This window comes from Pseudomonas sp. OTU5201, assembly GCF_038440135.1.
In the GTDB taxonomy this organism is placed as follows: domain Bacteria; phylum Pseudomonadota; class Gammaproteobacteria; order Pseudomonadales; family Pseudomonadaceae; genus Metapseudomonas; species Metapseudomonas resinovorans.
This window is the reverse complement of sequence record NZ_JASATC010000038.1, coordinates 14,676-39,164: the sequence shown is the minus strand read 5'-3', so window position 1 is coordinate 39,164 and position 24,489 is coordinate 14,676. Positions and strand designations below refer to the sequence as shown.

Genomic DNA, 24,489 nt, shown 5'->3' with positions numbered 1-24,489 from the left:
GCTTGCGGTCCTATACTCCGGCCATTCCCGAACGACGGAGGTGAGCATGGATGAGCGCAAGGCCTTGCTGATCCTGCATGGCAAGCAGGCGGCCAACGATGAGGTGCGGGCGGCCGTCCAGGCGCGCCGTAAAGCGGGGTGGGAGCTGGTTGTGCGGGTCACCTGGGAAGGCGGCGATGCTCGGCGCCTGGTGGACGAGGCCCTGGCGAGAGGGTATCGCACGCTCATTGCCGGGGGCGGCGACGGCACCCTGCGCGAGGTGGCCGAAGCTATGACCCTGGCAAAGGCCGACGCCAGCCTGGTGCTGTTGCCGTTGGGGACGGCCAACGACTTCGCCCGTGCGGCCGGCGTGCCCCTGGACCCGCAGGAAGCATTGGCGTTGCTCGACGTGGCACCGCGCGCGATCGATCTGGGCGACGCCGATGGCCACCTGTTCCTCAATATGGCTACCGGCGGTTTCGGCTCGAAGATCACGGCTAGCACCTCGGAAGACCTTAAGAAGGTGCTGGGTGGGGCCGCTTATTTTCTCACGGGGCTGACGCACTTTTCAGAGGTGCACTCGGCTTTCGGGCGCTTCCGTGGGCCGGACTTCGCCTGGGAGGGGGAGTTCCTTGCGCTCGGCATCGGCAATGGGCGCCAAGCGGGCGGCGGTCATCCATTGTGTCCGCAGGCGGTGGTGAATGATGGCCTGCTGGACCTCTGCATCATTCCGGCGCCGCAGGATGTGGTGGGAACCCTGGCCACGTTGCTCTCTGGCGGCATCCTCGGGCTGGAGTCGGTGTCAGTCAGCGCGCGCTTGCCTTGGGTAGACGTTGAGGCGGTGGAGGGACTGGACCTGAATCTCGATGGCGAGCCGCTGGAAACGGTGCGCCTGCGCATCGCCGCGCGTGCCAGTGTGCTGCGAGTGCATCTGCCGGAGCATTCTCCGCTGTTGCTGCCGACTTGAGCGTCGGTGTGCTGGCGTCATGGGTTTGCCTGCGGCATGATGGCTCAGTGCCATGTATTCAGGTTTCTGGCCTCCTGCCGAAATACTGCCAAGGCACTCATGCCCACCACCGCATTGAAGCAGAGGAAGTTCCATGGCCGGCATTCTCGACACCGTCGATCAACGCACCCAACTGGTGGGTGAAAACCGGCTGGAAATCCTGATGTTCCGCCTCAGCGGCCGCCAGCTCTTCGCCATCAACGTGTTCAAAGTGCAGGAAGTGCTGCAGCTGCCGAAGATGACCCTGATCCCCCAGCGGCATCCGGTGGTGTGCGGTGTGGTCAACTTGCGCGGTCAGACGCTGCCGGTGATCGATCTGTCCCAGGCCATCGGCATGCGTCCGCTGGTGCCGGATGAGCGCAGCACCATCATCGTCACCGAGTACAACCGTTCGGTGCAGGCCTTCCTGGTAGGGGGCGTGGACCGCATCCTCAATCTCAATTGGGAATCCATCATGCCGCCGCCAGGCGGCGCCGGTCGCCAGCACTATTTGACGGCCATCACCAAGGTGGATGAGCAGATCGTCGAAGTCATTGACGTCGAGAAGGTGCTGTCCGAGATCGTGCCCATGAGCACCCGTGTTTCCGCGGATCGCCTGGAGAACCCGCTGCTGCAGATGGCGGTAGGGCGCGAGGTTCTTTTGGTGGATGACTCCAATGTCGCCTTGACCCAGTTGCGGGAAACCCTGTCGCAGCTCGGAATGCGCACGCATATGGCCAGTGATGGCCTGAAGGCCCTGAAGATGCTCAAAGCCTGGGCCGATAGCGGCGAAGACATGACCGAGAAACTGCTTATGATCTTCACGGATGCGGAAATGCCGGAGATGGACGGTTACCGTCTGACCACGGAAATACGCAACGATCCACGCCTGCGCGACCTCTATGTGGTGATGCACACCTCGCTGTCAGGCAGCTTCAACGACGCCATGGTGAAAAAGGTCGGTTGCGACAACTTCCTCTCCAAATTCCAGCCCGACAAACTGGTGGATGTGGTGATGGATCGCCTCAATCGGGATCAATGAGCTTGAGCTGAGCCGGGGCGGCTGAGTATAAGGGGGGCTCGCTCGAACGCCGATCAGGAAGCTGGCCATGCTGCGTCTCTCCGCCCTCTATCGTTTTCCCATGAAATCCGCCATTGGCGAACCCCTTCAGCAGGCTCGGGTTGATGCCCTGGGCCTGGCGGGCGATCGCCGCTGGATGCTGGTGGATGCCGAAAATGGCCGATTCCTGACCCAGCGCGCCTTTTCCAGGATGTCCCAGCTTTCGGCGCGCTGGAACGATGTCGGTGGTCTGACCCTGAGTGCCGAGGGGCTGCCAGCCCTGGATGTCGCGCTGCCCGAACCCGATGCGAACCTGCGTGGGACCTTCGTCTGGGGTGCCCCTATGCATGTGCCGGATGCAGGCGACGAGGCGGCGCAATGGCTGAGTGACTTCCTCGGCAAGGCGTGCCGCCTGGTGCACGTGCCGGACCACCGCGCACGGGATATTCCCGGCAGTCTGCTGCCCGAGGAGAAAGTAGGCTTCGCCGATGGCTTTCCGCTGCTGCTGATTGGTCAGGCCTCGCTGGATGACCTCAGTGAGCGGGTTGGGCGGCCGCTGGAAATGCTGCGCTTCCGCCCGAACCTGGTGGTGGAGGGCAGTGCAGCCTACGCCGAGGACGGCTGGAAGCGCATTCGCATTGGCGATATCGAATTCAGTGTGGCCAAAGGGTGCAGCCGCTGCATCCTGACCACGATCAACCCGGTCACCGGCGAACGCAGCGCCGACCGTGAGCCGCTCACTACCCTCAAGACCTACCGCGAACGCGATGGTGAAGTGTACTTCGGGCAGAACCTGATCAATCGCAGCGCCGGCGTGCTGGATGTGGGGATGGAAGTCGAGGTTCTGGAGTAGTTCGAACCCCGTCAATGAAGAAGGGCGCTGATTTGCGCCCTTTCTCATGCATCACTGATCGTCGAAGTAGCGCTCGTGCCAATCCACCAAGGGCTGCGGGGCGTTCAGTTTGTGCCCGTAGATCACCGAGTAGGACAGCACGTTCTGCACGTATTGGCGGGTTTCGTCGAAGGGAATTGTCTCGACCCAGACATCGTAGGCCAGGTGGTCGGCCCCTTTCAGCCACTGGCGCACGCGGCCGGGTCCGGCGTTGTAAGCCGCTGAGGCCAGTACGCGGTTGCCGTTGAACTGGCCGTGCACCTGGCTCAGGTAGGCGGCGCCGAGCTGGATGTTGACGTCGGGGTTGAATGCCTGTTTCGGCGAAGCCAGCGGAATGCCGAACTTGCGCGCGGTTTCCTTGGCGGTAGCCGGCATCAGTTGCATCAGACCCATGGCGCCAACACCGGAGCGGGCATCGGCCATGAAGGCGCTTTCCTGGCGAGTGATGGCGAACACCCAGCTGGAGTGCAGGCCGCGAACCTTTGCCTGCTGGGTCAGCGCCGAGCGGTGAGCCATGGGGAAGCGGATATCCAGGTCGTCCCAGTATTGGGCCTGGCTGATGGTGCGAATGGCCGGGAAGTACCATTGCATGTCGTAGGCGATCTTGGCCTGGGCCACCAGTTCGTCGCGGTCGAACAGGCGGCTGACGTGATACCACTCGCGCCGACCGTTGACGATCTCGCCGCGATCATGGAACTCCAGCGCACGGCGGATGCCAGCGGTGTTGCGAACTTTCTGCATCACCTTGGGATCGAGGGCCAGCGGCTTGTTGTTCAGTTGGTAAGGTGCCTTGATGTGGTCGGCGGCCATGAAGCCGTAGAAGTCGCGCTCGCGAGCGACCGGCTGATAGAGCGGGATCGGTTGCTGGCTCTGTGGCTGGGCCAGCTGCAGGCTGCGCGCCTGCCAGTAGCGCCAGCGGTTGGTCTTGGCCAGGTCTTCGGGCATCTGACGGGTCAACTGGTAGGCGTCGTCCCAGCGGCCCAGGCGCAGCAACAGACGCGCGCGCCATTCGCTGACCGTGTTGTCACGCAGCTCCGGGTCGTACTGGGTCATGATCTTGAGGGCGCGGGAGTCGAAACGCTTGGCCAGAGTCAGGCCGATTTCGCGAGCGATGGCCACCTTCTCTTCCTTGGAGAAGGGCAGGCGCGCGGCATAGACCTCCAGCAGGCTCAGGGCCTTTTCCGGGTCCTGGCGAGCCAGGCGGCGCAGGCCAAGGCCGGCGGCATCCGCCGTGTGTCGGTCAGCCGGCGTGAAGCGGGCGGTCTGGCTCAGCAACTGCGGCTTCTGCGCCACTTCCACCATGAGTTTGCCCTGGGCGCCAAGGCGCGGCATGGCCTTTACCAAGTGATTGGCCAGGCCATAGTTGCGCGCTTCAGCAGCCAGCTTGGCGCGCTTCCAGCGCAGTTCCTCGCTCAACTGCCCTTCGGCTTGCCACATACCGAAGAGCACGTCGCAGGCCTCGGGTTGGGACTTGCCCACCAGCCAGAGCTTTTCGGCAGTGGCATAGCCTTCCTTCTTCATGCCGTGTTTGAGCTGGTACTGGCCGAACAGGCAGTCCAGTTCGGTGAAGTTGAGCTTGGGGTCGTAGTAGTTGACGAAGGTCTGCCATTCGCCGCGTTCGGCCAGCCAGCGCAGCCAGCGCAATTTCATCCAGCCGGCCTGCGGCAGGTCACCGTGCTCGGCGAGGAACTTCTCGATCTCCTCGTTGCTTGCCCATTTCAGACGGGCGGTCAGCTCGTCATAAGCCAGGTAGGGCTCCAGCGGGTAGTCGCTCAGGGCGTTGGCGTAGCGCTGATAGGGGCCCGAATCACCCTTGGCCAGGGCTCGCTTGGCCTCGTCGTACATCAAGCGCTGCTGGGCGAGGGGGGCCGAGGAGGCCTGAGTGGCGTGCAGGCCTACCGTGGAAAGGAGCAAGCAGGAAAACAGGTTGAACAGACGACCGCGCATGACACTTCCGGGGCAGATAGATCGTTATGAATGCCCGTTTCGGGGCATCGAATAACGCCTAGCTTAGCCGTTAGGCAGGGGCGGTTAAAGCATTGCGCCAGCAGGAGAAACCGGCGGTAAAAAATGCCTGAGAGACGGTACCGCAAGTCGGGTAGAATGCGCGCCCTGATCCAGGAGGCCCCCCATGACACTGCTCAAGTTCACCGATGTATCCCTCGCCTACGGCGCCATGCCGCTGTTGGATAAGGTGTCCTGGCAGATCGCCCGTGGTGAGCGGGTGTGCATCATTGGCCGCAACGGCACCGGCAAGTCCAGCCTGCTGCGATTGGTGAAGGGTGATCAATTTGCTGATGATGGCGAAATCTGGCGTGCACCGGCGCTGAAAATCGGTGAGCTACCGCAGGAGCTGCCGCTCGCCGATGATCGCACTGTATTCGATGTGGTGGCCGAAGGCCTGGCAGAGGTCGGCAAGCTGCTCGCCGAGTACCACCACCTGAGCCTGCATATCAACGACGAGAATGACCTGACGCGCCTGTCCCGGGTTCAGCAGGACCTGGAGGCTCGCGACGGTTGGCGACTGCAGCAGTTGGTGGACAGCACCCTGAGTCGCCTGCAACTACCTGCTGACAAGACCCTGGCGGAGCTCTCCGGTGGCTGGCGCCGTCGCGTGCTGCTGGCTCAGGCATTGGTGGCCGAGCCGGACCTGCTGCTGCTCGATGAGCCCACCAACCATTTGGATATCGGCGCCATCGCCTGGCTGGAAGAGGCCCTGCTGGGCTTCAACGGCGCCGTGTTGTTCATTACCCACGACCGTTCCTTCCTGCAGAACCTGGCCACTCGTATCCTCGAGCTGGACCGTGGTCATCTGATCGACTGGAACGGTGACTACGCCAGCTTCCTGGTGCACAAGGAGCAGCAGCTGGCAGCGGAAGAAGTGGCCAACGCCCTGTTCGACAAACGCCTGGCTCAGGAAGAAGTCTGGATTCGCCAGGGCATCAAGGCCCGTCGTACCCGTAACGAAGGCCGGGTGCGTGCGCTCAAGGCGATGCGCAATGAGCGTTCCGAGCGCCGTGAGCGTCAGGGCAAGGCTACGTTCCAGTTGGAGGCAGCGGAAAAGTCCGGCAAGCAGGTGATGGTGGCGGAAAACGTCAGCTTCGCCCATGCAGGCGGGGAGCCGCTGATCCGCGATTTCAACCTGGTGCTGCAGCGCTCCGATCGTATCGGTCTGCTGGGTGCCAACGGTACCGGCAAGACCACCCTGCTCAAGCTGCTGCTGGGCGACCTCCAGCCCACCGGTGGCAGCATTGAGGTCGGCACTCGCCTGGAAGTGGCGTATTTCGACCAGCTGCGTCACCAGCTGGATCTGGAAAAGACCGTAATCGATAACCTTTCTGAAGGTCGCGATTTCATCAGCATCGACGGCCAGAACCGCCATGTACTGAGCTACCTGGGTGACTTCCTGTTCAGCCCGCAACGCGCCCGCACGCCGGTAAAGGCGTTGTCTGGCGGCGAGCGGGCACGACTGTTGCTGGCCAAGTTGTTCAGCAAGCCGGCGAACCTGCTGGTGCTGGACGAACCGACCAACGACCTGGATGTGGAAACCCTGGAGCTGCTCGAAGAGGTGCTGCTGAATTTCCCCGGCACCGTGCTGATGGTCAGCCACGATCGGGCCTTCCTTGATAACGTGGTCACCAGCACGCTGGTGTTCGAGGGGCAAGGCCGCGTTCGCGAGTACGTCGGTGGCTACCAGGACTGGCTGCGCCAGGGCGGCTCGCCGCGTCTGCTAGGCGTGGGGGACGCGCGGGAGGCCAAGGCCGAAGCGCCCAGGGCTGCCGAGCCTGCTCCTGTTGCCGTTGAGGTACCCAAGAAGAAGCTGAGCTACAAGTTGCAGCGTGAGCTGGAGGCCATTCCCGGGCAGATCGAGGCCCTGGAAGCGGAGCAGGTGAGGGTGCAGGCGGAAGTCTCCGATCCGGCCTTTTATCAGCGCCCAGCGGAACAGACCCGCATGGTGCTGGAGCGCCTGGATGACTTGCAGAAGGAGCTGGACCGTCTGATCGAGCGTTGGGCGGAGCTGGAAGACAGTTGAGGAAGTGAGCCGGAGAGCCCATGGCCATCGAATACCGCATCAGCCTGGATGACCTGCATGAGTTCAGCTATCGCATCGAGCTGGACCGTGCGTATGACCCGGCGCGAGCAGAAGTCGCGCCGAAGTGGACGCGACTGGAGCATCAGCAGTGCAGCAACTGCCCGCTAAGCCGGAATGCCTACAGTCATTGCCCGGCGGCGGTGGATTTGCACCGGGTGATCGAGGATTTCCAAGGCCTGCCAGCCTTCAAGAAGGTACAGGTCTGGGTGCGTACCCCGGAGCGCGAGTACACCAAGCTGGTGGGGCTGGAGGAGGGGTTGCGTGCCCTGTTGGGCGTGATCATGGCCACCAGCGCCTGTCCGGTGCTGGGCAAGCTCCGGCCCATGGCGCAGCAACACTTGCCGTTCGCCAGCAACCAGGAGTTCATTCTGCGGGCCGTCTCGCTCTACCTCGCGCGGCAGTATTTCAATCTCCGCGAAGGACGCCATGCGGACTGGGAGCTAAAGGGGCTTGTACGGCTGTTCCAGCAGCTGCAATTGGTGAATCAGGCGTTCTGGCAGCGTATCCACGATACCTGCGAGGGTGACTCGAACCTCAAGGCGTTCCTGACTTTCTTTTCCATGGCTTCCAGCATGACTTACTCGCTGGAGACTCAGTTGCAGAAAATCCGGCCACTGGTGATGAGCGCGGGCGAAGGCTTCGACTGAAGCCCGCGCCCGTCAGATTGTCAATCTATTCAGGGTTCTTCAGGCGCACCGCCAGCACGTCGCAGGGGGCGCCATGGAGGACGTCATTGGCGGTGGAGCCGAGCAGCAGGGCGAGACCGTGACGACCGTGGCTGCCAACGACGATAAGGTCGCAGCCCTGTTCCTCCGCGAGGCGGTGGATTTCCTGCCGTGGCTGGCCGTACGCCAGGTGGCGCTGGTCAGCGGTCAGCTCGGAGTAGATGCCGGCGAAGGTCTGTAGCCGTTCGCGGGCCTGCTCGAACTGCTGCTGCTGGAGCATGGAAAGGTCCATGGGTACGTCACCGCCGAAGGCCATGGCCATGGGCTCGACTATGTGCACCAGCGACAGCTTGGCATGGCTGGCCTGGGCCAGCGCCTGGGCACGACGCACCACCGGATGGCATTCATCGGTCAGGTCGACAGCGACCAGAATGTGCTGGTAGGTCATGGGTGACTCCTCCTCAAGGTTGCGCATGATCACAAGTATGGCTGGCCGGAACGTTTAACACAGGCTTTTGCGCGGGGATAACCGATATGACCTTCTGGATCGTCCTATTGCTCCTCCTGGCGGTGGTCAGCCCCTTGGTCTGGCTGGTTCCGTCGAAGGGGCAGCGGGGGCGCATGGAGCTGCGCCTGCAGGCGCGGCGCATGGGGTTGGCCATGCAGCTGTCGCGCCAGGACTGGCCTCACTGGCTGGTCCAGGAGCCGCCGCATTCCTGCGCCCAGTACCACCGGCCGCGTCTGCGTGGTCGCGAGGCCTGGTGCTATTGGCAGAGCGAGCCCGGCACGTGGCTGAACCAGTGGCGTGAGCCCTGCGAGGACGCGACATTGCTGGCACATCTGGGCGGTCTGCCGAAGGATGTCTACAAGGTTGAAGCAAGTTCGCAGATGGTTGCCCTCCACTGGGGCGAGCATGGCACGGTGGAAGACCTGCAACGCATCGCCGACACGCTGAAGGCGCTGGCCTGAGGAGTGGGCGCAACGGTGTTGCCGTTGCGCCGATTGCCGGCGCTTCAGCTCTGGGTGGCCGAATAGCGGGCGGAGACGTCTTCGAGGCCGTCGATGATGCGGTCCGAGTACTTGTTGATAAGGAACGGAACGCTGTTCTCGTTGTAGTGCTTCAGCGATTTTTCGATGTAGCGCCACTTGGTACTGATGCCATCCAGCGCCTGGCGGATTTCCGGAGTGTTCTGCGGTGCCTGTTCCAGGCTGGCGAGCTGGCTGGCGAACTCTCCGGCCAGTTCGTCGATGGCCTTGCCGCCGTTGCCACCAATGAAGCTGCCACCGATGGAGGCGCTGCGTGAGGCGTAGTCCACTGCTATGGACTGCATCAGCAGACTCTGGTCGCGGCTGCGCTGGGTCAGGGGTGGTACCTGGGTGGCGCTTTCTTGTTGGATTCTCGTGTAGAGCTCGTTGGAGATATCCAAAAGGCGCTTGTTGCGCTCGGTCAGGTCGGCCACCGGCTGCAGGTCGGTATAGCCCTGCTGCTTGAGGGAGGCGACCAGGCCGGTCAGTTCACGGTTGTAGCTCTGCCATTCCTGCGCCAACTGCGCTCGCAGGGCCTTCGAGGCTTCTCCGGGCATTTCCCCCAGCTCGTTCAAGCGGGCATTCGCTTTCTGCACCGACTCGTCTATCAGGCGCGCGTAGCGCTGGTCGCCTTCCATGCCGTTGTACATGTAGAAGTCGCCAAGGCTGCGTTGGGCGGCGAGGCGCATCTGATGGAGCTTGAGGAGGCTGTCCGCGGGGGTGGTCTGGGCGGAAGCGAAGGCGGGTAGGGTAAGCAGGGTACCCAGCAGAATGGCAAGCAGGCGGCTCGTCATTAGTACGACTCCGTGGGCCATTGGCCTTGATTGTTGTTGTTATGGTGCTCGAAACCTGACGGGTGCGAGTGGCACGAATGTACCCGTGGCGCAGGCAATTTGCCAGCGGCGTTCCGGGGACTTTTCCGTCTATCAACGGTGATCGTGATAGGTCGCGATCATTCGCGTGAATCTTCGCCTGATTTCGTGTCCACCTGGTGGCGAAGCTGGGGGCAGAGCCTTTCTATCGTGGCTGGTCGGTCACGTTGCGAGATTGACAAGAGCAGACTTTTCCCTGAATCTCCGCTCACCCAAATCAAACGGGCGTATGAATCGAGCGTTTGTCTTGTCAGACGCTTCCGATGCAGCCCGAATATCGCGTCGGTGGGTGTGCCGGACCGATCGGGACTATGCTCCGGCAGCGCCGGAGGCGAGTCCGCCGGCTGGCTCCGACGCGTACAGTCCAGTTTCCCAAACCGTGGAGATCAGTTGATGATTTACGAAGGTAAAGCCATCACGGTTAAGGCTCTTGAGGGCGGTATCGTCGAACTGAAGTTCGACCTCAAGGGTGAGTCCGTCAACAAGTTCAATCGTCTCACCCTGAACGAACTGCGTGATGCAGTCGCAGCCATCAAGGCCGATGCTTCGGTCAAGGGCGTGATCGTCAGCAGCGGCAAGGACGTATTCATCGTCGGCGCCGATATCACTGAATTCGTCGATAACTTCCAGCTGCCTGACGAAGAGCTGGTGGCCGGCAACCTCGAAGCCAACAAGATCTTCAGCGCTTTCGAAGACCTCGAAGTTCCCACCGTCGTCGCTATCAACGGCATTGCCCTGGGTGGCGGCCTGGAAATGTGCCTGGCAGCCGACTACCGCGTGATGAGCGCCGTCGCCAAGATCGGCCTGCCTGAAGTCAAGCTGGGCATCTACCCAGGCTTCGGCGGTACCGTGCGCCTGCCACGCATCATCGGCACTGACAACGCCATCGAGTGGATCGCCTCCGGTAAGGAGAACCGCGCCGAAGACGCCCTGAAAGTCGGCGCCGTCGACGCCGTGGTCGCTCCCGAGCTGCTGCAGGCCGGTGCCCTGGACCTGGTTAAGCGCGCCATTGCCGGCGAGCTGGACTTCAAGGCCAAGCGTCAGCCGAAGCTGGAAAAGCTCAAGCTCAACGCCATCGAACAGATGATGGCCTTCGAGACCGCGAAGGGCTTCGTTGCCGGCCAGGCCGGTCCGAACTACCCGGCCCCGGTAGAAGCCATCAAGACCATCCAGAAGGCCGCCAACTTCGGTCGCGAGAAGGCGCTGGAAGTCGAGGCAGCCGGTTTCGTGAAGCTGGCCAAGACTTCGGTCGCCACCAGCCTGATCGGACTGTTCCTGAATGACCAGGAACTGAAGAAGAAGGGCAAGCAGTACGACGAAGCTGCCAAGGACGTGAAGCTGGCTGCTGTTCTCGGCGCTGGCATCATGGGTGGCGGCATCGCCTACCAGTCCGCTTCGAAGGGCACTCCGATCCTGATGAAGGATATCCGCGAAGAGGGTATCCAGATGGGGCTGCAGGAAGCGTCCAAGCTGCTCGGCAAGCGCGTCGAGAAGGGCCGCATGAAGCCTGAGAAGATGGCTGAAGCGCTGAACGCGATTCGTCCGACCATGTCCTATGGCGACTTCGGCAATGTCGATATCGTGGTCGAGGCTGTGGTCGAGAACCCGAAGGTCAAACACGCCGTGCTGGCCGAAGTGGAAGGCCATGTGCGTGAAGACGCCATCATCGCCTCGAACACCTCCACCATCTCCATCAGCTACCTGGCCCAAGCCCTGAAGCGTCCGGAGAACTTCGTCGGCATGCACTTCTTCAACCCGGTGCACATGATGCCGCTGGTGGAAGTGATCCGTGGCGAGAAGTCCAGCGAAGTGGCCGTTGCGACCACCGTTGCCTTCGCCAAGAAGATGGGCAAGAACCCGATCGTGGTCAACGACTGCCCCGGCTTCCTGGTCAACCGCGTCCTGTTCCCGTATTTCGGTGGCTTCGCCAAGCTGCTGGAGTTCGGCGTCGACTTCGTACGCATCGACAAGATCATGGAGAAGTTCGGCTGGCCCATGGGCCCGGCCTACCTGTCCGACGTAGTCGGCATCGACACCGGCCACCACGGCCGCGATGTGATGGCCGAAGGCTTCCCGGACCGTATGGCGGTGGAAGGCAAGACGGCCGTCGACGTGATGTACGAAGCCAATCGTCTGGGCCAGAAGAACGGCAAGGGCTTCTACGCCTACGAAACCGACAAGCGTGGCAAGCCGAAAAAGGTTACCGATCCGGTTGCCTATGAAGTGCTGAAGTCGATCGTCAAGGAGCAGCGCGAGCTGACTGACGAAGACATCATCAACTTCATGATGATCCCGCTGTGCCTGGAAACCGTACGTTGCCTGGAAGATGGCATCGTGTCGACCGCTGCCGAGGCCGACATGGGTCTGATCTACGGCATCGGCTTCCCGCCCTTCCGTGGTGGTGCACTGCGCTACATCGACAGCATCGGTGTAGCCGAGTTCGTGGCCCTGGCCGACAAGTACGCCGACTTGGGCGCGCTGTATCACCCGACCGCCAAGCTTCGCGAAATGGCCAAGAACGGCCAGAAGTTTTTCGGCTAATTGAGCGAGAGTGAAGAATATGAGCCTGAATCCTAGAGATGCAGTCATTGTCGACTTCGGTCGCACCCCGATGGGTCGCTCCAAGGGTGGCATGCACCGCAACACCCGTGCCGAGGACATGTCGGCCCACCTGATCAGCAAGCTGCTGGAACGCAACACCAAGGTCGACCCGGCGGAAGTCGAGGACGTGATCTGGGGCTGCGTGAACCAAACCCTGGAGCAGGGTTGGAACATCGCACGCATGGCGTCGCTGATGACCCAGATCCCCCACACCAGCGCCGGCCAGACCGTAAGCCGTCTGTGCGGTTCGTCCATGAGCGCCCTGCACACCGCCGTGCAGGCTATCCAGACCGGCAACGGCGACGTGTTCGTAGTGGGTGGCGTGGAGCACATGGGCCACGTGGGCATGATGCACGGCGTCGATCCGAACCCACATATGTCCCTGTATGCCGCCAAGGCCTCGGGCATGATGGGGCTGACCGCCGAAATGCTCGGCAAGATGCACGGCATCAGCCGTGAAGCCCAGGATCAGTTCGGTGTGCGTTCGCACCAACTGGCCCACAAAGCCACCGTCGAAGGCAAGTTCAAGGATGAAATCATCCCGATGCAAGGCTTTGATGAGAACGGCTTCCTGAAGGTGTTCGACTTCGACGAAACCATTCGTCCGGAGACGACGCTGGAAAGCCTGGCCAGCCTAAAGCCGGCGTTCAACCCGAAAGGCGGCACTGTGACTGCGGGTACTTCCTCGCAGATCACCGACGGCGCTTCCTGCATGATCGTCATGTCCGCCCAGCGCGCTCAGGACCTGGGCATCCAGCCGATGGCCGTGGTTCGTGCCATGGCGGTTGCCGGTGTTGACCCGGCGATCATGGGTTACGGTCCGGTGCCATCCACTCAGAAGGCGCTCAAGCGCGCTGGCCTGACCATGGATGACATCGACTTCGTTGAACTCAACGAAGCCTTCGCCGCTCAGGCACTGCCGGTGCTGAAAGACCTCAAACTCCTCGACAAGATGGAGCAGAAGGTTAACCTGCATGGCGGTGCCATCGCCCTGGGTCACCCGTTCGGCTGCTCCGGTGCCCGTATTTCCGGCACCCTGCTGAACGTGATGAAGCAGAACGGCGGTAATCTGGGCGTGTCCACCATGTGCGTGGGCCTCGGCCAGGGCATCACCACTATCTTCGAGCGCGTCTGAGCGTAGTGGAGATGAGGAAACCGGGGCCTTGTGCCCCGGTTTTTGCTTTTATGTGGAGAAACTTCGAAGGAAATTTCTCTCAAGGGCTGGCCTCGGGCCGAATGAAGCGGCACCATGCGCAACCTTTGCGGGATAGCCTGCATTCATCACTGTGAGGCAACCATGAGCCTGCAACCGGGTCTCTATCGTCACTACAAAGGTCAGCAATACAGGGTCATAGGTATTGCCCGGCACTCCGAAACCGAGGAGGCGCTGGTGGTTTACCAGGCCCTTTATGGCGAGTACGGCCTTTGGGTGCGCCCGCTCAGCATGTTCACTGAAACGGTTCAGGTGGACGGCGAGCAGATCGCGCGCTTCGCTTTGGTGAGCGCCGAGCCAGATCCCTTTCCGCAGCCCTGAGGGGCGTGGACACGGCCAGGGGCGCGCTTGACCGCGCTGCGCTGGCCACTATATATAGCGGTGCCGCGACAGGCGGCTCCCGCTTTTTACATATTTCATTCAGGAACAGACCGATCCATGGGCAAATCGCTGGTCATCGTGGAATCCCCGGCCAAGGCCAAGACCATCAACAAGTACCTGGGCAACCAGTACGTGGTGAAGTCGAGCATCGGCCATATCCGTGACCTCCCCACCAGCGGTTCGGCGAGTACCGCCAAGGAGCCGGCCAAGCGTGGCAAGGCCGCTGCCGAAGCTCCCGCCCTGTCCGCCAAGGAAAAGGCCAAGCGCCAGTTGGTTGCCCGTATGGGCGTCGATCCGGACCACGGCTGGAAAGCCAAGTACGAGATCCTGCCCGGCAAGGAAAAGGTGATCGAGGAACTGCGCCGCCTGGCCAAGGATGCCGACACCATTTATCTCGCAACCGACTTGGACCGCGAAGGGGAGGCCATTGCCTGGCACCTGCGGGAATCCATCGGTGGCGATGACAGCCGCTACAAGCGCGTGGTGTTCAACGAAATCACCAAGAAGGCCATCCAGGAGGCTTTCTCCCAGCCCGGCGATCTCGATATCAATCGTGTCAACGCCCAGCAGGCTCGCCGCTTCCTCGATCGTGTAGTGGGCTACATGGTCTCGCCGCTGCTTTGGCAGAAGATCGCCCGCGGCCTGTCCGCTGGCCGCGTGCAGTCCGTAGCAGTGAAGCTGGTCGTGGAGCGCGAGCGCGAGATTCGCGCCTTCGTTCCAGAAGAGTACTGGGAAGTGCATGCCGATCTCGCCACCACCAAGGGCGCCAAGGTGCGCTTCGAAGTGACCCGAGAGAATGGCGAGGCCTTCAAGCCGCTCAATGAAGCCCAGGCCATGGCTGCCTTGGAGAAGCTCAAGGCCTCCAGCTACACCGTGGCCAAGCGCGAGGACAAGCCGACATCCAGTCGCCCGTCCGCGCCCTTCATCACTTCTACCCTGCAGCAGGCCGCGAGCAATCGCCTGGGCTTCGGGGTGAAGAAAACCATGATGATGGCCCAGCGTCTCTATGAGGCCGGCTACATCACCTATATGCGTACTGACTCGACCAATCTCTCGGCCGACGCCATTTCCATGGTGCGAGGCTTCATCGAGGGTGAGTTCGGTCAGAAGTACCTGCCGGCCAAGGCGAATGTCTATTCCAGCAAGGAAGGCGCCCAGGAGGCTCACGAGGCGATTCGCCCATCTGATGTCAACCTGCGCCCGAACCAGCTGTCCGGCATGGAGCGTGACGCCGAGCGCCTTTACGACCTGATCTGGCGCCAGTTCGTGGCCTGCCAGATGCCGCCGGCCGAGTACCTGTCCACCAGCGTCAGTGTCAGCGCGAGCAAGTTCGAGCTTCGTGCGAAGGGCCGCATCCTCAAGTTCGATGGTTACACCCGCGTTCTGCCGCAGCAGAGCAAGCCGGGCGAGGACGATGTGCTGCCGGAAATGACAGAGGGCGAGCTGCTCAAACTGCTCACTCTGGAGCCCAGTCAGCACTTCACCAAGCCGCCAGCGCGCTATTCCGAGGCCAGTCTGGTCAAGGAACTCGAAAAGCGTGGCATCGGCCGTCCGTCCACCTATGCGGCGATCATCTCCACCATCCAGGAGCGTGGTTACGTGGCGGTGCATAACCGCCGTTTCTACGCGGAGAAGATGGGTGATATCGTCACTGAGCGTTTGAGCGAAAGCTTCGCCAACCTGATGGACTATGGCTTCACCGCCGGTATGGAAGAGCATCTTGACGATGTGGCTCAGGGCGAGCGCGACTGGAAGCATCTGCTGGACGAGTTCTACGGCGACTTCAAGAAAAAGCTGGAGCTGGCCGAAGGCGCCGACAATGGCATGCGCGCCAACCAGCCGACATTGACCGATATCGCCTGCCGCGATTGCGGTCGCCCGATGATGATCCGTACTGCGTCCACTGGCGTGTTCCTTGGCTGCTCCGGCTACAGTCTGCCGCCGAAGGAGCGCTGCAAGGCCACCATCAACCTGGTGCCGGGTGATGAGATCGCCGCGGATGATGAGGGGGAGTCCGAATCTCGCGTGTTGCGTGGCAAGCACCGTTGCCCGATCTGTTCCACCGCGATGGACGCCTATCTGCTGGACGAGACCCGCAAGCTGCATATCTGCGGTAACAACCCGGATTGCTCGGGCTACGAGATCGAGCAGGGTCAGTATCGTATCAAGGGCTACGAAGGTCCGAGCCTTGAGTGCGACAAATGCGGCAGCGAGATGCAGCTCAAGACAGGTCGTTTCGGCAAGTTCTTTGGCTGCACCAATGCCAGTTGCAAGAACACCCGCAAGCTGTTGAAGAGTGGCGAGGCTGCGCCGCCGAAGATCGACCCGATCCGGATGCCTGAGCTGAAGTGCGAGAAGGTCGACGATATCTATGTGCTGCGTGATGGCGCTTCGGGGCTTTTCCTCGCAGCCAGCCAGTTCCCGAAGAATCGTGAAACCCGCGCTCCGTTGGTGAAGGAGCTGATCCCCCACAAGGATGAGCTGGACGCCAAGTACCACTACTTGCTGGATGCGCCGACGAAAGACCCTGAAGGGCGTCCGTCGGTGATCCGATTCAGTCGCAAGACTAAGGAGCAGTACGTACAGACCGAGGTCGAGGGTAAGCCCACTGGCTGGCGCGCCTTCTACGATGGCGGCAAGTGGAAGGTCGAAGACAAGCGCTGACCGACTGCAGCGCGCCCGGCTCCGGGCGCGCATATACTGCCCGAGTCACCTGTGGAGGGTGCCGTCATGGCCCATGAGCTTTATACCCGCACCAACCAGAAACTCTTTTTCGCTGGCCTGTCGCTTGAGTCCTGGCGCAAGGCGGAAGAGGGTAGAGCGATGAATGCCCAGGCGTTGGTGCAGTCCGAGCGTGAGGCTTCGCTCTTCCACCTTTATGGTGCGTTGCTAGGTCTTTGCCATGAGATCGCGGGATACTACCGCCTTCCCGAGGCCAATTCGCCGCGCGTCGAGCTTGTATTAACCCCAGAGGTGCTGGCCGTCGCGCCCAGTCCGGAACTGGCTGAACTGGTGGAGCTGGCTCAGCAAAGCGAAACCTGGTTGGCTGAGCTTTTGGCGGCGTATCGAGGACTGTTCCAGCCGCCGCAGGCGCCAAAGCAGGCAAAAGTCGATCCCACGCTGCCGCTGATTACCGCCGTCAGTCTGGAAGAAGGGGCGGCGCCTCTGTCGCGGGAGACGCTGGAATCCTGGCGGCAGAATCTGAAATCCCTTGCCTTGCGTTTCCGCGAAACCCTGAGCGAGTGCTGATTTGATCGACGGGCTAGGGCGTACTGGCGGCTCGCTGTTACAATGGTCGCCTTTCGTGGAGATTTGAACTTATGCCTACGTCCTTTCTGGAAATAGTCGAGCTGCCTGATGGGCGCATTATTCTGCGCCGGGCTGAGGACGAGGAGGCGTTGGTGACGCTGGACTTCTCTGCCGATGCCAAGGCTTTCCTTCAGGGACATCACCTGGAAGTCGCCAAGGCCATGCTGAACGTCGGCGTGCAGATGGCTGGCCGACTGGCCGAAGGCGACATGGATCATCAAGACGGTCCGCGCGTTCTGCATTGATTTCTGGAGCTGAATCTACCTTTGATTCGGTTACCGTCTGATGTCAAAGGCCCTAGGAATCACCTAGCGCCTGCTGTCTTTATCACCCCAGAAGAATGTTAAGGCTTTGCGCGCTACCCTCGCGTGCAGCTTGGGCCAGCCTGCGCTTGGCCTTTTGCCCAAGTTGCAGCCAGCTCACTACTGTGTGGCTGCGGCCCAGTCGCAGGGCCTCGCATGCCAGTTCCAAGGCGCTTTGTTCGCCGCGCGGTTGCAGTAGCAGGATGCGTTCGCGGTTCAGGCCGGATTCGCGCAACCAGTCACGGGTCAGGCCGGAGGGGGCGCCGATCAGTGTCAGCCAGCGTGCGTCCTGTTCTTCGCTGAGTTCCCGAAGCACCGATCCCAGCAGGCTTCGGCAGTGCCCGGTGGCGCCTCGTAGCGAGAGCTCGCTGAAGGCTTCCGGTTCTTCCAGATGGGGTTCTTCCACTACATCGGTCAGCATCGGGACCACGGGGGTGGCCAGGATGGCGTCGTGGAACAGGGGGAGCTGAGACCGGCCAAGCGACTGCGGGAACTGCATAGAGCCTCCTTTAGCGGCGGATCACGCCGACACTCAAACCTTCGATCACCAGGTCCTGCTCATCCAGGTTCACTTCGATGGGGGCGAACTCGGGGTTCTCTGCGATTAACCAGACCTTGTCACCTTCGCGCTTGAAGCGCTTGACCGTGACTTCTTCGCCGAGTCGAGCTACCACCACCTGGCCGTTGCGGGCTTCACGGGTGCTGTGTACGACCAGTAGGTCGCCGTCAAAGATGCCGATGTCCTTCATGGACATGCCGCGAACGCGCAGCAGGTAGTCGGCGCGCGGATGGAAGAAGCCAGGGTTGATACGGCAGGATTCTTCGATGTTCTGCTGGGCGAGGATCGGCGCTCCAGCAGCGACCCGGCCGATCACCGGCAAGCCATCGTCTTCGTTGCTGCCAGGTTCGAAGCCAGGAATGCGGATGCCGCGAGACGCGCCCGGGGTCATCTCGATGGCGCCCTTGCGGGCGAGGGCCTTGAGGTGCTCTTCGGCGGCGTTGGGCGACTTGAAACCGAGTTCTTGGGCTATTTCCGCCCGGGTCGGGGGGAAGCCGTTATCTTCAAGGCAGCGCTTGATGAATGCGAGAATCTCGGCTTGGCGGGGCGTCAGTTTCAGCATGGCGGCGCTCTGTTTTTTTATACAGTGACTGGAATTATATACAGTGGCGTGACCTTGGCAACGCTTCTTTTTACGGAGAGAAAAGCGATTACGGTTCGGGGCCGGCAGGGCTGCTGTTGCGCAGGCTGCGGGGAGGATGACCATTGCGTCAGATAGTGGGGCGCACGACTTGACAAGCTGACCGGATGAAACGTATGTTTCAAACAAGTGTTTGTCAGGCGGAGGAGCCATGGCCCAGTCGGAAACCGTTGAACGCATTCTGGATGCTGCGGAACAGCTGTTCGCGGAGAAAGGCTTTGCTGAGACTTCGTTGCGCCTGATCACCAGTAAAGCTGGGGTCAACCTGGCGGCCGTGAACTATCATTTCGGCTCTAAGAAAGCGCTGATCCAGGCAGTTTTCTCGCGTTTCCTCGGCCCTTTCTGCCAGAGCCTGGAGCGCGAACTGGACCGCCGCCAGGCCAAGGCGGAGAGCAAGGCCAGCCTTGAAGAGTTGCTGGAGATGCTCGTAGAGCAGGCGCTGGCGGTAAAACCCCGCAGTGGCAATGACCTTTCCATCTTCATGCGTCTGCTTGGGCTTGCATTCAGTCAGAGCCAGGGGCACTTGCGCAAGTACCTCGAAGAAGTTTACGGAAAGGTTTTCCGCCGTTACATGCTGCTGGTGAACGACTCCGCTCCCAAGGTTCCGCCACTCGAGCTGTTCTGGCGAGTGCATTTCATGCTCGGAGCTGCTGCTTTCAGTATGTCGGGTATCAAGGCATTGCGCGCCATGGCAGAAAACGACTTTGGCGTGAATACTTCGATCGAGCAGGTCATGCGTCTGATGGTGCCGTTCCTGGCTGCCGGTATGCGTGCCGAAACCGGGGTCACTGACGAAGCCCTGGCTAGTGCGGTGCTCAAACCGCGTAGCAAGGCCCCGGCGCCTGCCAAGGCTTAAAACCATATGGGCGCAGGCGAGCTGATCGGCTAAGCTTGCGACCCATGCAAAACCTCGATCTTCTGCATATCTCTATCGCTGACCAACAGCTCTACGGCTTTGCCGGGGGGCAGTTGGTTCTGCGCATGTCTGTGTCTACTGCCCTGAATGGTGCAGGTGAGACGAATGGTTCCAACTGCACCCCCCGTGGGCTGCACCAGGTCCGTGCCCGGATCGGCGAGGGCCTGCCCCTCGGTGCAGTGCTTCGTGGTCGGCGCTGGACCGGTGAAGTCTGGAATGCCGAACTCCACGAGCGCTTTCCGGGGCGGGACTGGATTCTTAGTCGTATCCTTTGGCTGAGCGGTTGCGAGCCTGGTCACAATCGACTTGGCAAGGTGGACAGCTTCCGCCGTTATATCTATCTGCACGGTACGCCGGATACCGAGCCCATGGGGGTAGCCCGCTCGCATGGGTGCATTCGTCTGCGTAATGTCGATGTGCTGGAACTCTTCGACCGCGTACCCGTCCACTGTGCGGTACGCATTGACGAAGCACCTTGCCCGGTCTGGGCGACGGCACAACTCTCTTAAGGATTTTTCATGCAAGGTTCCCTGATGCTGGATATCGGCGGCACCTGGCTGACCGCCGAGGATCGGCAGATCCTCCGTCAGCCGGAAGTCGCCGGTCTTATCATCTTTGCCCGCAATATCGAGAGTCCGCGCCAGGTGCGCGAACTCTGCTCTGCGATTCGCGCTATTCGGCCAGACCTGATTCTTGCCGTCGATCAGGAAGGCGGCCGTGTACAGCGCTTGCGCCAAGGCTTCCTGCGCTTGCCGGCAATGCGTGCCCTGGCTGATAACGACAATGCCGAGCAACTGTCCGAGCAGTGCGGCTGGCTGATGGCGACCGAAGTGCTCGCAGTTGGCCTGGACATCAGCTTCGCCCCGGTGCTGGACCTCGACCACCAGCGCAGCGCCGTCGTCGGCAGTCGTGCCTTCGAGGGCGACCCTGAGCGTGCCGCGCGCCTGGCTGGCGCTTTCATTCGCGGATTGCGACAGGCGGGGATGGCTGCCACCGGCAAGCATTTCCCTGGCCACGGCTGGGCAGAGGCGGACTCTCATGTGGCGATTCCCACTGATGAGCGCAGCCTGGAGCAGATTCGCCAGACCGATTTGATTCCCTTCGGCCGCCTGGCCTCGGAACTGGACGGCATGATGCCTGCCCACGTCATCTACCCGCAGGTAGACACCCAGCCTGCTGGATTCTCCCGGCGCTGGTTGCAGGACATCCTGCGGGGCGAATTGAAGTTCTCCGGCGTCATTTTCAGTGATGACCTGTCCATGGCCGGCGCCCACGTGGTGGGCGATGCCGCCGAGCGCATCGAAGCTGCGCTGACAGCCGGTTGCGACATGGGGTTGGTGTGCAACGACCGCGCTTCCGCGGAGTTGGCCTTGGAGCGACTGCAGCGCTTGAGAGCCAAACCGCCGACCAGCCTGTCGCGAATGCGCCGCCGCGCCTTCCCTGGCACTGAATACCGCCAGGATCCCCGCTGGTTGCAGGCTGTTGCCGCCCTGCGCGAAGCCCAGTTGATCGATTGAGGAACTGACATGACCGTCTACGCCATTATTGGTGGTACAGGCCTGACCCAGCTCGATGGCCTGAGCATGAAAGCCCTGCTCAACCCTGATACCCCATACGGCGCGCCGTCGGCCGGTATCGTCCATGGCGAGTACGCCGGGCACGACGTGCTGTTCCTCGCTCGCCATGGCCATCCGCATCGCATTCCGCCGCACCAGGTGAACTATCGCGCCAACCTCTGGGCGCTCAAGCATGCCGGAGCGCAGGCGGTAATCGCGGTGAATGCCGTGGGCGGCATTCACTCGGCCATGGGCAGCGGCCACTTGGTGGTGCCCCATCAGATGATCGACTATAGCCATGGTCGTGTCGGCACCTTCTTTGAGGGCGATCTGGACCATGTCACCCATATCGACTTCAGCCATCCCTATGACGAAGCCCTGCGTGCCAAGCTGCTAGCGGCGCTGAACGCGTGCGACTACCCGCACAGTGATTTCGGCGTTTATGGCTGTACCCAGGGTCCGCGCCTGGAAACCGTGGCCGAGATCGCCCGCCTGGAGCGCGACGGCTGTGACATCGTTGGCATGACTGGCATGCCCGAAGCAGCGCTGGCCCGCGAGCTGAACCTCCCTTACGCCTGTCTGTCCCTGGTGGTGAACCCGGCTGCCGGCAAGTCGGAAGGCATCATCACCATGGCGGAGATTGAAGCTGCGCTGGCCGAGGGTATTGGCAAGGTACGCAATGTCCTTGCTCATGTGCTGAAAGGCTGAGGCCATGTCTTCCGCCGGCAGGTATCACGCGGTGATGGCTGTCGGCGGCTGTACCGTTCGCAAAGGGGCGTGTTAGCGCTCAGCCACGTGAGCTGCCAATCACGCGAGGCGGGGCAGTGGGGCGAAGAGGGCGTCGAGATCCGCTTCCTGCAGTCTCCAGCCTTCTTTCTCGCGACCGTCGAGAATACCTCGCGCCAGCGCGTCCTTCTGAGCCTGAAGTTGCTGGATTTTTTCTTCCACCGTTCCTCGTGAAATTAGCCGATAGACGAATACCGGCTTGTCCTGGCCAATGCGATAGGCTCGGTCGGTTGCCTGGCGCTCCACGGCCGGGTTCCACCAGGGGTCGTAGTGGATCACGGTATCGGCCGCGGTCAGGTTCAGGCCGGTGCCACCGGCCTTGAGACTGATCAGGAAAAGCGGCACCTCGCCCGCCTGGAAGCGCTTTACCGGCGTGCGTCGGTCCCGGGTGTCGCCGGTGATCTGCACATACTCGATGGCGCGCTTGTGAAGTTCGTCTTCTATCAGCGTCAGCATGCTGGTGAACTGCGAGAACAGCAGCACCTTGCGGCCCTCGGCGATCAGCTCCTCCAGCATTTCCATCAGGCTGTCCAGCTTGCCTGAGCTGCTGCCCCGTGAGCGGACGCCGCTTTCTTCGATCAGTCGGGTGTCACAGCACACCTGACGCAGCTTCAGCAGGGCTTCCAGGATCACGATCTGGCTGCGTGCCAGGCCCTTGCGGTCGATCTCGTCGCGCACCTTGTGGTCCATTGCCAGGCGCACCGTTTCGTAGAGATCGCGCTGGCGGTCGCTGAGTTCGACCCACTGAGTGATCTCGCTCTTGGCCGGCAATTCGGTGGCCACGGCTTCCTTGCTGCGGCGCAGCAGGAAGGGCTTGAGACGGGCATTGAGATGGGCAAGGCGGGTGGCGTCGCCATGTTTCTCGATGGGGTTGCGGTAGTTCCGCAGGAAGCTCTGGCTGTCACCCAGCCAGCCGGGCATCAGGAAGTGGAACAATGACCAAAGTTCGCCCAGGTGGTTTTCCAGTGGTGTGCCGGTGAGGCAGAGTCGCTGGCGTGCTTCCAGTTGGCGCGCTGCCTGGGCCGCTTTGCTGGTGGGGTTCTTGATGTACTGCGCCTCGTCGAGGATCAGCAGGTGCAGCGGAAGTTCCGCGAACTGCTCCAGGTCTCGGGGCAGCAGGGCGTAGGTGGTCAGTAGCAAGTCATACTCGGCCATTCGCTCGAAGGCTTTCTTGCGGCCAGGACCGTGCAGGGCTAGGGCGCGCAGATCGGGCGCGAAGCGTTCGGCTTCGTCCAGCCAGTTGGGAATCAGACTGGTGGGCATCACCACCAGGGTCGGGCGATCCAGGCGGCCGGCTTCCTTCTCCAGCAGTAGGTGGGCCAGGGTCTGCAGGGTTTTGCCCAGACCCATGTCGTCCCCGAGGATGCCTCCGGCACCAACCTCCCGCAGGGTCTGCAGCCACGCGATGCCCTCGAGCTGGTAATGACGGAGTTCGGCATTCAGGCCCTTGGGTGGATTGATAGTGGCCTTGCCGCTGTCACGCAGCTTTCGCGCCAGGTCGCGTAGCTCATCGCCGCCTTGCCAGTGCAGGTCCAGGCCTTCCAATTGGCTCAGGTGTGCTGCGTCGGGCCGGGCCAGGTGCAGACTCTGGGTTGGGTCCTGATCGCGTTGATAGAGCTCGCCCAGGGTGGTCAGTACGGGCTTGAGGCGGGAAAACGGCAGCATCACCTGCAGCGGGCGACCATCCGCGGCGCGGGTGGCGTCCAATTGTAAGCGCAACTGGTCATCGTCCTTGCGTCGTTGGAGGTTCTGCGGGTCGAGCAGCTCAGGGTTGCGTTGGATCAGGCGCAGAAGGACCGGTAACAGGCTGATGCGGCGACCCTCGACGACAATGCCCAGCTCCAGGTCAAACCATTCGCGGCCGGGCGATTCGTCCACTTCGGCGTACCAGCCTTCGACCTGAGTGAGGTCAAACTGGAATCCCGGGCGAATGTCGATGTGCCAGCCCTGCTCGCGAAGTGCGGGTAAGTTCTCTCGCATGAAGTGCAGCCAGTCTTCGTCGCTGGGCAGCTCGAACATCTCCGCGCTGTTGGCAGGCAATGCCAAGCTCTGCCGCAGGGCTTCCTTGAAGCCCAGTTGGCGCAGCGTGTCACGCCAGGCCTGCTCAGCCTTCGGGTGGCGGGCAATGGCAAGGCGCTCGCCATTGCTGCGGTGATGCAGTCGTTCCGGTTTCGCCGGCTTGCCGTGGGTGTGGGCGCCACCATAGTCGAACACCAGTCCGGCGCGGTGTTGCTGGCTGCCGACCATGCGTCCGCTGCGCAGGTCGTACTGGCTCTGGGCATGGCTGCCGAGGATCAGGTGCGGAAGTGGCTGCAGGTCGTCCACCTGGCGCTCGCTAGGTGGCGTTGGGATTTGCCAGCCCGTGGCGGACTGATTGAGCAGATGGGTGATGGCGGCGACGCAATGCTTGCAGTTGAAACTCACCGGGCAGCTGCAGCGGCCGACCACTCCGAGCCCCTTCGGTGCCAGGCGGATCAGTTGGGTGTAGACGTGGCCTGCGGAGCCTTCGCAGCTCGTCTCGATGGCCTTGTCGCTCAGGCTCAGTAGGCGGATGCGACCTTCCGTTGCGTACTTGATACCACGGGAAAGGGCGCCCGGATCGAAATCCAGGCGCCATTCCAGCTGTCTCAATTGGTCGAGCAGGGCACTCATGG

Annotated in this window: 22 protein-coding genes; 16 read left to right on the top strand and 6 right to left on the bottom strand. The window is 61.9% G+C overall.

Annotation, left to right across the window (positions count from 1 at the left end; all coding sequences use genetic code 11):
- Positions 1-46 precede the first annotated feature (46 nt).
- From yegS to AAHM40_RS21115, 3 genes are all read left to right on the top strand, one after another.
- Positions 47-946, top strand: coding sequence for a lipid kinase YegS (gene yegS, locus AAHM40_RS21125; protein ID WP_342246400.1), 900 nt, complete (start codon positions 47-49; stop codon positions 944-946).
- A gap of 133 nt (positions 947-1,079) precedes the next feature.
- On the top strand, positions 1,080-2,006 hold the full coding sequence (locus tag AAHM40_RS21120; RefSeq protein WP_342246399.1) for a chemotaxis protein CheV: 927 nt from the start codon (positions 1,080-1,082) through the stop codon (positions 2,004-2,006).
- Between the two features lie 67 nt (positions 2,007-2,073).
- Positions 2,074-2,877: an MOSC domain-containing protein gene (locus tag AAHM40_RS21115; RefSeq protein ID WP_342246398.1), complete on the top strand. Its 804-nt coding sequence runs from the start codon at positions 2,074-2,076 to the stop codon at positions 2,875-2,877.
- Between the two features lie 51 nt (positions 2,878-2,928).
- On the opposite strand, the gene AAHM40_RS21110 is transcribed toward AAHM40_RS21115, so the two are convergent.
- Positions 2,929-4,863 (bottom strand): transglycosylase SLT domain-containing protein, encoded by a 1,935-nt coding sequence (locus tag AAHM40_RS21110; RefSeq protein WP_342246397.1) that lies wholly within the window; start codon positions 4,861-4,863, stop codon positions 2,929-2,931.
- 184 nt (positions 4,864-5,047) lie between these two features.
- Here AAHM40_RS21110 and AAHM40_RS21105 point away from each other — a divergent pair, with 184 nt between their 5' ends.
- Together AAHM40_RS21105 and AAHM40_RS21100 are read left to right on the top strand one after the other, a co-directional pair.
- Complete coding sequence (locus tag AAHM40_RS21105; protein WP_342246396.1) at positions 5,048-6,949, top strand: ATP-binding cassette domain-containing protein; 1,902 nt, start codon at positions 5,048-5,050, stop codon at positions 6,947-6,949.
- Between the two features lie 20 nt (positions 6,950-6,969).
- A complete protein-coding gene (locus tag AAHM40_RS21100; protein ID WP_342246395.1) occupies positions 6,970-7,656 on the top strand; it encodes a DUF6901 family protein in 687 nt (228 codons plus the stop codon).
- Between the two features lie 25 nt (positions 7,657-7,681).
- On the opposite strand, the gene AAHM40_RS21095 is transcribed toward AAHM40_RS21100, so the two are convergent.
- Positions 7,682-8,122, bottom strand: coding sequence for a universal stress protein (locus AAHM40_RS21095; RefSeq protein ID WP_342246394.1), 441 nt, complete (start codon positions 8,120-8,122; stop codon positions 7,682-7,684).
- 86 nt (positions 8,123-8,208) lie between these two features.
- Here AAHM40_RS21095 and AAHM40_RS21090 point away from each other — a divergent pair, with 86 nt between their 5' ends.
- Entirely contained in the window at positions 8,209-8,643 is a 435-nt protein-coding gene (locus AAHM40_RS21090) for a hypothetical protein (protein WP_342246393.1), read from the top strand.
- 44 nt (positions 8,644-8,687) lie between these two features.
- On the opposite strand, the gene AAHM40_RS21085 is transcribed toward AAHM40_RS21090, so the two are convergent.
- Positions 8,688-9,494, bottom strand: a complete 807-nt coding sequence (locus AAHM40_RS21085; protein ID WP_342246392.1) for a hypothetical protein — start codon at positions 9,492-9,494, stop codon at positions 8,688-8,690.
- A 471-nt stretch (positions 9,495-9,965) separates the two neighbouring features.
- Between AAHM40_RS21085 and fadB the strand changes: the two genes are divergently transcribed.
- From fadB to AAHM40_RS21055, 6 genes are all read left to right on the top strand, one after another.
- On the top strand, positions 9,966-12,113 hold the full coding sequence (fadB, locus tag AAHM40_RS21080) for a fatty acid oxidation complex subunit alpha FadB (RefSeq protein ID WP_342246391.1): 2,148 nt from the start codon (positions 9,966-9,968) through the stop codon (positions 12,111-12,113).
- Between the two features lie 19 nt (positions 12,114-12,132).
- Positions 12,133-13,308 (top strand): acetyl-CoA C-acyltransferase FadA, encoded by a 1,176-nt coding sequence (gene fadA / locus AAHM40_RS21075; protein WP_342246390.1) that lies wholly within the window; start codon positions 12,133-12,135, stop codon positions 13,306-13,308.
- A 162-nt stretch (positions 13,309-13,470) separates the two neighbouring features.
- The gene (locus tag AAHM40_RS21070; protein ID WP_028629482.1) at positions 13,471-13,707 is read left to right on the top strand and encodes a DUF1653 domain-containing protein; all 237 of its coding nucleotides are present in this window, start codon (positions 13,471-13,473) and stop codon (positions 13,705-13,707) included.
- A 117-nt stretch (positions 13,708-13,824) separates the two neighbouring features.
- On the top strand, positions 13,825-16,431 hold the full coding sequence (topA, locus tag AAHM40_RS21065; RefSeq protein ID WP_342246389.1) for a type I DNA topoisomerase: 2,607 nt from the start codon (positions 13,825-13,827) through the stop codon (positions 16,429-16,431).
- 66 nt (positions 16,432-16,497) lie between these two features.
- A complete protein-coding gene (locus AAHM40_RS21060) occupies positions 16,498-17,016 on the top strand; it encodes a DUF6586 family protein (RefSeq protein ID WP_342246388.1) in 519 nt (172 codons plus the stop codon).
- A gap of 71 nt (positions 17,017-17,087) precedes the next feature.
- Positions 17,088-17,321 (top strand): hypothetical protein, encoded by a 234-nt coding sequence (locus AAHM40_RS21055; protein ID WP_028629479.1) that lies wholly within the window; start codon positions 17,088-17,090, stop codon positions 17,319-17,321.
- 82 nt (positions 17,322-17,403) lie between these two features.
- On the opposite strand, the gene sulA is transcribed toward AAHM40_RS21055, so the two are convergent.
- Both sulA and lexA read right to left on the bottom strand, forming a co-directional pair.
- Positions 17,404-17,877: an SOS-induced cell division inhibitor SulA gene (gene sulA, locus AAHM40_RS21050; protein ID WP_342246387.1), complete on the bottom strand. Its 474-nt coding sequence runs from the start codon at positions 17,875-17,877 to the stop codon at positions 17,404-17,406.
- Between the two features lie 10 nt (positions 17,878-17,887).
- Positions 17,888-18,499 carry a transcriptional repressor LexA gene (gene lexA / locus AAHM40_RS21045; RefSeq protein WP_342246386.1) on the bottom strand — a complete coding sequence of 204 codons (612 nt, stop codon included), beginning with the start codon at positions 18,497-18,499 and terminating at the stop codon, positions 17,888-17,890.
- 229 nt (positions 18,500-18,728) lie between these two features.
- Here lexA and AAHM40_RS21040 point away from each other — a divergent pair, with 229 nt between their 5' ends.
- Genes AAHM40_RS21040 through AAHM40_RS21025 form a run of 4 tightly spaced genes read left to right on the top strand, consistent with a single transcriptional unit; the run spans position 18,729 to position 21,757 of the window.
- Positions 18,729-19,433 (top strand): TetR/AcrR family transcriptional regulator, encoded by a 705-nt coding sequence (locus AAHM40_RS21040; protein ID WP_342246385.1) that lies wholly within the window; start codon positions 18,729-18,731, stop codon positions 19,431-19,433.
- A gap of 44 nt (positions 19,434-19,477) precedes the next feature.
- Positions 19,478-20,002 carry a L,D-transpeptidase gene (locus tag AAHM40_RS21035; RefSeq protein ID WP_081668104.1) on the top strand — a complete coding sequence of 175 codons (525 nt, stop codon included), beginning with the start codon at positions 19,478-19,480 and terminating at the stop codon, positions 20,000-20,002.
- A 9-nt stretch (positions 20,003-20,011) separates the two neighbouring features.
- Positions 20,012-21,010 (top strand): beta-N-acetylhexosaminidase, encoded by a 999-nt coding sequence (nagZ, locus tag AAHM40_RS21030; protein WP_342246384.1) that lies wholly within the window; start codon positions 20,012-20,014, stop codon positions 21,008-21,010.
- A 9-nt stretch (positions 21,011-21,019) separates the two neighbouring features.
- Entirely contained in the window at positions 21,020-21,757 is a 738-nt protein-coding gene (locus tag AAHM40_RS21025) for an S-methyl-5'-thioinosine phosphorylase (RefSeq protein ID WP_342246383.1), read from the top strand.
- A 99-nt stretch (positions 21,758-21,856) separates the two neighbouring features.
- On the opposite strand, the gene AAHM40_RS21020 is transcribed toward AAHM40_RS21025, so the two are convergent.
- The gene (locus AAHM40_RS21020) at positions 21,857-24,487 is read right to left on the bottom strand and encodes a DEAD/DEAH box helicase (protein WP_342246382.1); all 2,631 of its coding nucleotides are present in this window, start codon (positions 24,485-24,487) and stop codon (positions 21,857-21,859) included.
- Positions 24,488-24,489: the final 2 nt, after the last annotated feature.